At 44.3% G+C, this 6,615-nt stretch carries 10 protein-coding genes; 1 reads left to right on the top strand and 9 read right to left on the bottom strand.

Going from position 1 to position 6,615, the window contains the following annotated elements:
• Together VB693_RS14395 and VB693_RS14390 are read right to left on the bottom strand one after the other, a co-directional pair.
• Positions 1 to 319, bottom strand: a 319-nt coding sequence (locus tag VB693_RS14395; RefSeq protein WP_323266847.1) for a type IIL restriction-modification enzyme MmeI, incomplete at its 3' end; no start/stop codon positions are given.
• Positions 320 to 413: 94 nt separating this feature from the next.
• On the bottom strand, positions 414 to 776 hold the full coding sequence (locus tag VB693_RS14390) for a helix-turn-helix transcriptional regulator (protein ID WP_323266846.1): 363 nt from the start codon (positions 774 to 776) through the stop codon (positions 414 to 416).
• 345 nt (positions 777 to 1,121) lie between these two features.
• On the opposite strand from VB693_RS14390, the gene VB693_RS14385 reads away from it, so the two are divergent.
• On the top strand, positions 1,122 to 1,562 hold the full coding sequence (locus tag VB693_RS14385; RefSeq protein WP_323266845.1) for a hypothetical protein: 441 nt from the start codon (positions 1,122 to 1,124) through the stop codon (positions 1,560 to 1,562).
• 16 nt (positions 1,563 to 1,578) lie between these two features.
• On the opposite strand, the gene prfA is transcribed toward VB693_RS14385, so the two are convergent.
• The 7 genes from prfA to VB693_RS14350 form a co-directional block, all read right to left on the bottom strand.
• Complete coding sequence (prfA, locus tag VB693_RS14380) at positions 1,579 to 2,679, bottom strand: peptide chain release factor 1 (RefSeq protein WP_323266844.1); 1,101 nt, start codon at positions 2,677 to 2,679, stop codon at positions 1,579 to 1,581.
• 100 nt (positions 2,680 to 2,779) lie between these two features.
• Positions 2,780 to 3,019 carry a 50S ribosomal protein L31 gene (gene rpmE, locus VB693_RS14375; protein ID WP_323266850.1) on the bottom strand — a complete coding sequence of 80 codons (240 nt, stop codon included), beginning with the start codon at positions 3,017 to 3,019 and terminating at the stop codon, positions 2,780 to 2,782.
• 169 nt (positions 3,020 to 3,188) lie between these two features.
• Entirely contained in the window at positions 3,189 to 3,605 is a 417-nt protein-coding gene (gene rpsI, locus VB693_RS14370; protein ID WP_323266843.1) for a 30S ribosomal protein S9, read from the bottom strand.
• Positions 3,605 to 4,060: a 50S ribosomal protein L13 gene (gene rplM / locus VB693_RS14365; RefSeq protein ID WP_323266842.1), complete on the bottom strand. Its 456-nt coding sequence runs from the start codon at positions 4,058 to 4,060 to the stop codon at positions 3,605 to 3,607. Before rplM ends, rpsI begins: the two co-directional genes overlap by 1 nt.
• A gap of 16 nt (positions 4,061 to 4,076) precedes the next feature.
• A complete protein-coding gene (gene truA, locus VB693_RS14360) occupies positions 4,077 to 4,982 on the bottom strand; it encodes a tRNA pseudouridine(38-40) synthase TruA (RefSeq protein WP_323266841.1) in 906 nt (301 codons plus the stop codon).
• A gap of 57 nt (positions 4,983 to 5,039) precedes the next feature.
• Entirely contained in the window at positions 5,040 to 5,390 is a 351-nt protein-coding gene (gene rplQ / locus VB693_RS14355; RefSeq protein ID WP_190707498.1) for a 50S ribosomal protein L17, read from the bottom strand.
• 34 nt (positions 5,391 to 5,424) lie between these two features.
• Positions 5,425 to 6,372: a DNA-directed RNA polymerase subunit alpha gene (locus VB693_RS14350; protein ID WP_190707495.1), complete on the bottom strand. Its 948-nt coding sequence runs from the start codon at positions 6,370 to 6,372 to the stop codon at positions 5,425 to 5,427.
• Positions 6,373 to 6,615: the final 243 nt, after the last annotated feature.

The raw sequence follows: 6,615 nt of genomic DNA, 5'->3' as shown, positions 1-6,615 counted from the left end.
ATTTAGGACGTTGAGGTACTAAACGCGTCCAATAATCAAATGCTTGGGAATAATGCTTGCTCAAATCTTCCCCGCGCTTCTTCATCTCAATTAACACGCGGGGTTTCCACACCAAATCAGCAAAACCCGTTTTACCTTTCTTGCTGCCTTTTTTTATCGCCTCTTCATAACAAGCCCCCGCTTCCAGTGCGCCCTCATGTCCAAAAGCCCGAAAAAAGCGGTCTAAAAATGTTTGTGCTTCTTTCCTTTCTTGTCCTGTGATGTGCTGCTGGCAAAAACTAACAAATTTATTCAGGCTTTCAGGTGTTGCTGTTACCATTCTTGATAGTGCGATTAGGCTGCGTATTTTTAATTATTCCCATGTTATGAATTCAGCCACAAAAATGGTAAAAACCGCTACAAAATTTCTGGATTTAACTAACGGGTGCTTCATCCTCTGATGCTTCCGCGACAGCCGCTAATCTATCCGCCGCCGCTTGGACAATCTGAGCTACCTGACTCAGAGGCATATGCTTAATTTGTCTCAAAATCAAACTCAAATCCGAGGTTTCTTGTATTGGTCTACCCTCAAGACAAGATAATAACTCTTCCATCGTGTAGCCTGCTTTAGCTGCGATTTGAGCCAGATTTTCCGTATCTGGAACTTTTACGCCTTTCTCCCACATCTGAACCGCAGTAGCAGAAACTCCCAAAGATTTACCAAAGGCTCGCTGACTTAACGAACCACGAGCTAATTTAATGATTTCAATCAGTTTTTGTCTGCTTTCAAGCTTCACTGCTGTTATGGCTAGTCAACTTTATTTACAAATTAAGTTGTAACACTACAAGTTTACTTTACGCGATGTGCAACTTATTCTCTGCCCTACAAGGAAAGAGGCTTTGATTCTTGCTCCCTTTCTCTAGCCGAGAAGGGTTTGGAGGTTAGGTTTGAGAGAAAGTTACACACGGACTTACTTTGTATATTGACAGGATTTTGTTTTAGCAGTAAAGTATATAATCTTAGGTTTTAATCCTACAACTAAAGTAATAAGAAAAATTACTGTTAGATAAGTAGTCTTGAGCGCAAAAGCATTAATTTGCGATCGCTGCCATAGCCGTGTGTTTAATTGAACAGGTGCATCATGTCCCGTAAGCTACATAAAATTAATCAATATCGTCGTAAAAATAAAAATTTAATTGCGGCTAATAAAATCAAACCAAAAGAATGGGGCATATCTAACACCGAAGCACAAGTAACTTTAAAAGCTAAAGGCTATGATGTGAAGGAAATCAAAAAAATTCATTGCCTCAAGCATCAAATTTGTATCTCCTTCTGGGATACAAAAGGCAATGTTTGCAGTAGCTTTTTTAGCTATCGGATTTTTCTGCGTTGGCAACAGGAAATAGAAAATTTAATCTATGCCTGCGAAATTTTCAAGGAATGGCAGAGGTTAAATTATCTCATGAAATACGAGTTTGCTTACTACCACTATCCCAGTGAAATTGAAGAAGGGCTGCAAGCGAAATTAGAAAATCGCTTGACCGTGTTAAAAAACACAGAACTACAAGCGGTTTTCACATAACTAATGAAGGCGGTGATTAGGCAGTAGTGCCAGAAGCCGCTAACTCTGCTAATTGTTCCTGCTGGTCTTGAGAAATACAAGATTGGATCACTGATTCTATCTCCCCTTCCAGAACAGGGTTAAGAGAGAAGTTTTGACCTAAACGATGGTCAGTAACCCGGTTATCTTTATAATTATAGGTACGAATTTTTTCCGATCGCGATCCTGTACCAACTTGTGATCGCCGCATCGAAGTTACTTCTTCTTGTTGTTCCCGTAACTTGATTTCATAAAGTTTCGCGCGCAGAATTTGCATCGCCCGTTCTTTGTTTTGCAACTGGCTGCGTTCTTCTGTACAAAAAATCCGAATTCCCGTTGGTTTGTGCATCAAATCAGCAGCAGTTTCCACCTTGTTGACGTTCTGTCCACCAGCACCACCAGAACGAGCCGTAGTCATTTCAATATCTTTGGGGTCAATGTGGATTTCTACATCATCCACTTCTGGCATAATTGCTACTGTCGCTGTGGAGGTGTGAACTCTTCCCCCTGCTTCAGTTGCTGGTACGCGCTGCACGCGATGCACTCCGGCTTCATATTTCAGCTTACTGTAAACGCTCTCACCTTGAATTTCCAGGATCACCTCTTTGAAGCCGCCCATCTCACCCAGAGACTCGCTGACTAGTTTCACCTTCCAGCCTTGAACATCAGAATAGCGGGAGTACATCCGCAGCAAATCGCCCGCCCAGATACTGGCTTCATCTCCACCAGTCCCAGCGCGAATTTCCAACATAATGTTTTTATCATCGTTGGGGTCGCGGGGCAGAAGCAATACCTTCAATCTTGTCTCTAGGTATTCCACCTTTTCTTCTAACTCATGTACCTCCAGTGCTGCCATTTCTTGCAACTCTGGATCAGTATTAGACTCTTTAACTATCTGACGCGCCCCGATCAATTCTTCCTGAGATATTTTCCAAGTTTCATAGGTATTGACAACTTCTTCCAAGGAAGAACGAGACTTGGCAATTTTTTGATACTCGTCGGGGTTCTTAGCGGTATCTGGGTCAGCCAAGCGACGAGTCAGTTCATCAAAAGTTTCTTCAACTGACTTAAGTTTTTGCAGTAAGTATGTTTCAGCCATAATTCAGTGCGATAGCTCCTTAAAATAACAAGTTGGCTCGGCCAAAAATGACAATCGACCCAGCCAACGCAGGGTCGTCGTTAACAGCAGAGCCAACCCGCTACTTTTTGTCTGGTTCGCCAGAGGTTTGAGTGCTGCTCATGCCGTACTTCCGCAGGAATCGCTCTACTCGTCCTTCGGTGTCAATAATCTTCTGAGTACCAGTGTAAAAAGGGTGGTTTCCAGACCAAAGGTCTACGTGTAATTCTGGTTTGGTCGAACCAACAGTCATCACAACTTGACCGTTGCAGTAAACTTTTGCTTCTGGATACCACTTGGGATGAATATCAGATTTAGCCATTGTTCCTTTTGTGGTGAATTTATAAAAATTATAACTTTTTGCTTGTAATTCGTTACTAGGGATTAAGGACTGGGGACTGGTAATTTTAGATTTTAGATTGAAACCCAATCTAAAATCCACTCATTGAATTGCCCAATGTCCAGTAACCAATACCTGAATCCCCAATCGCTTATCGCTTGGAGTATTGAGGAGCTTTCCGGGCTTTGTGCAAACCATATTTTTTCCGTTCCTTTGCCCTGGGATCACGGGTTAAGTAACCTTCGACTTTTAAAGGTGGACGGTTTTCTGGGTCTAGTTGGCATAAAGCACGGGCTACTCCCAAGCGCACAGAGTCAGCTTGTCCAGTTAAGCCGCCACCTTCTGCTTTGACTAAAATGTCGTATTCGTTTTCTAGTCCCAATGTTTCCAAAGGAGCTTTGATGACTCCTAAATAATTGGCGTTGAATTGGAAGTACAAATCTCCAGGCTTGCCATTCACAATCAATTGACCGCTACCGGGAACTAAGCGTACCCGTGCTACGGCGGATTTACGGCGACCAGTACCCCAATACACGGCACGTCCGCTATTTGCTTCTGCTACTACCATTAAATTTCTGCTCCGGGAATTGTATTAATGTTAAGTTCCGTGGGTTTTTGCGCTTCGTGGGGATGTGTAGACCCAGCGTAGACTTTTAGTTTAGTAAACAACTGCCTACCCAAGCTATTTTTCGGTAACATACCTTTGACAGCTTGTTCCAGGATTCTTTCTGGTAAACGCTGTTGTAGTTTAGCGAAGGTTTCAGTCTTCATCCCGCCTGGACGACCAGAGTGACGACGATAAAGTTTCTGAGTCCGTTTTTTGCCTGTAACTGCTACTTTTTCAGCATTCACAACAATCACGAAGTCCCCTGTATCTAGGTGGGGGGTATAGTGAGGTTTGTTTTTGCCTCTTAAAATCATGGCGATTTCGCTGGCGAGGCGACCGAGACGTTTATCAGTAGCATCTACTATGTACCAATCACGCTCAAGAGATTCTTGAGGAGGGACGTAGGTTTTACTCATGTTTGTTGATCCTTTGTCATTTTTTTTGGGAGTCCGTAGTTAAGAGTCCATAGTCTATAGTAAAAGCATTGGACTCTTGACTTTTAACTAATGACTCTTGACTAATAGCTAATTTTGGCATGGTGTCATACCAAACATCAGGGGAAAAGGGGAAATCTGGATATCCGACCCGCAACAAGCATAAGCCTTGGGGGGGTGCGGCGTATTTGACTTCTAAGCGGCGTTGCTCTTTCCAGATGTCGGTGAAACTAGCCAGGGTTCTTTTTCCAGAGCCTACTTGTACTAGCATTCCCACCAACAGCCGCACCATGCCATATAAAAATCCATCTGCCTGAATTTCAATATGGATAAATGGGCCTTGACGATGACACTCTGCTGCTTGTACTTCCACCCAGGAATGCGATCGCTTTGACCCTGCTCGGTGAAAAGCTGCCAAGTCATGCTTTCCCAAAAGTGGTTTCAGTGCAGCTTGGATGAGTGATTCATCTAAGGGCGGATGATAATAATGCCAACTGAAGGGTTTCACAAACAAGTTGGAACAGCCTTCAGTATAGATTGTGTAGCGATACCGTCGATACGCTGCACTAAAGCGAGAGTGCCAATGGTCGCTGACATTTGCTGAAGCCCTAATTAATATATCTTCGGGCAGATAACTATTGAGGACTGCCGCCCACTTATGAGCAGGGATGAAACCTGTAGCATCAAAATGGGCTACCTGAGCAGCAGCATGGACTCCGCTATCGGTACGCCCAGCACCGTGGAGTGTGACATGATAGCCAAGAATTTTGGCGATCGCTGTTTCAATGTCTTCTTGAACTGTACGGTGCTGCTTTTGCCGTTGCCAGCCATGAAAATGAGTGCCTAGGTATTGAATTACCAAGGCTACTCGCTGAGTGGGTGTTGGCTGGTGACTTGCTAACATAGAATTATGGGCATTGGGCCAAAATTTCTCCCCTACACCCCTAGACCCCTGCTTTCTCTACACTAGTTCAATGATTGCCATCTCAGCTTTATCTCCCCGGCGAGGTACGGTATGGAGGATACGGGTGTAACCACCTTGACGATTACCATATCGAGTGGGGGCTTGCTCAAACAGAGCATGAACTAGCTGTTTGTCGTAGATATAACCTAGAGCTTCTCTACGTGCTGTTAATGAGCCGCTTTTAGCAAGAGTAATCATTTTTTCTACTTCGCTGCGTAGCACTTTAGCCCGAACTAAAGTAGTAGTAATCCGGCCATGACGGATTAGTTCAGTAGTGAGCGCTCGCAACAGGGCGCGACGCTGGTCAGCTGGTTTACCAAGTTTTTTAACCCGACAACGGTGACGCATAAAAATCCACTTTGAAAGTATGAACGGTTTTGGTTTAGCTGTGTTTAGAGCTTCTTTCTTGGGGCAAGGTAATACCTAAGCGGCGTTGTAAAGCTTCTACTACCTCTTCTGCTGACTTCTGACCGAAGTTTTTAATCTCTAACAAGTCTTCTTGGGTGAAATCCAACAAGTCTGCCACAGAGTTAACCTGCGCCCGCTTGAGACAGTTATAAGCCCGGACAGAAAGTTGTAACTCTTCGATGGGGATCTGAGCTGTTGGATCGTCTGGAATCTCGGAACTTGTATCTGTTGGTTCTAGCGAGATATCTTTCAAGGGGTTGAATAACTCAACTAAAATCCCTGCTGCTGAAGATAGTGCTTCTTGAGGTGAAAGACCACCATTTGTCCACACTTCTATGAGTAGTCTGTCTTTGGTAATCGATCCGTCTACACGGGCTTCTTCAACGCTATAGTTGACTTTCCGCACGGGCATAAATATCGAGTCGATTTGCAAAAAGTCCAAGGATGTGGCTTCCTCTCGTCCCCTTTCTACGGTGCGATAGCCTTTACCTCTCTCGATCCTAAATTCCATTTCCAGCTTGCCCCCTTCTGCAATGGTGGCTATATACTGAGTAGGATCGATGACTTCTACTTCACTGGGCAAATCAAAATGTGCCGATGTAACTGTTGCTGGGCCATTCACAAGTAATCGACCAATCTGGGGTTGAGAGGAGTAACTTTTGAGAATCACTTCCTTCATTCGCATGAGGATCTCTAGTACATCTTCCCGCACCCCTGGAACGGTGGCAAACTCGTGTGTAACGCCGGCAATTCTGACTGCTGTAACTGCTGTTCCCTCTAAATTTGACAGTAAAACCCGCCGCAGCGCGTTGCCAACTGTTGTTCCTTGGCCGCGCTCTAGAGGTTCTAGGATAAACTTACTGTAATGACTCCGACTTTCTTCTGTACTGGACTCTACACATTCAATTTGAAATTGCGCCACGGAGTAGCCTCCCTTATTTAAGGTGCTGCTAGCAGGCAAATTGATTGCCTCTGGAATTTAATTTATTGCCTTGGGCTGGCTTTCGGTGGATCAAACTGCCAACTTCTCAGAGCAGCCATGTTTGATCTGCCTATTAAGCTTACGGGCATTCACTATAGTTTTGGGTGATTTTAAATCTAGCAGCCCTCCCACATGGAAGAGCTGATATACTTTTCGTCACCCCAGCCGTTGAAAGTTGTTTCA

This window comes from Anabaena sp. UHCC 0399, assembly GCF_034931465.1.
GTDB lineage: Bacteria > Cyanobacteriota > Cyanobacteriia > Cyanobacteriales > Nostocaceae > Trichormus > Trichormus minutissimus.
Note: the sequence above shows the minus strand (reverse complement) of the source record. Positions and strands in the feature narration are given on the sequence as shown.

What these genes read in the sequence shown, in the direction of transcription:
- VB693_RS14385 (WP_323266845.1), top strand. Translation starts at nt 1,122, where the DNA reads ATGTCCCGTAAGCTACATAAAATTAATCAATATCGTCGTAAAAATAAA.
- prfA (WP_323266844.1), bottom strand. Translation starts at nt 2,679, where the DNA reads ATGGCTGAAACATACTTACTGCAAAAACTTAAGTCAGTTGAAGAAACT.
- rpmE (WP_323266850.1), bottom strand. Translation starts at nt 3,019, where the DNA reads ATGGCTAAATCTGATATTCATCCCAAGTGGTATCCAGAAGCAAAAGTT.
- rpsI (WP_323266843.1), bottom strand. Translation starts at nt 3,605, where the DNA reads ATGGTAGTAGCAGAAGCAAATAGCGGACGTGCCGTGTATTGGGGTACT.
- rplM (WP_323266842.1), bottom strand. Translation starts at nt 4,060, where the DNA reads ATGAGTAAAACCTACGTCCCTCCTCAAGAATCTCTTGAGCGTGATTGG.
- truA (WP_323266841.1), bottom strand. Translation starts at nt 4,982, where the DNA reads ATGTTAGCAAGTCACCAGCCAACACCCACTCAGCGAGTAGCCTTGGTA.
- rplQ (WP_190707498.1), bottom strand. Translation starts at nt 5,390, where the DNA reads ATGCGTCACCGTTGTCGGGTTAAAAAACTTGGTAAACCAGCTGACCAG.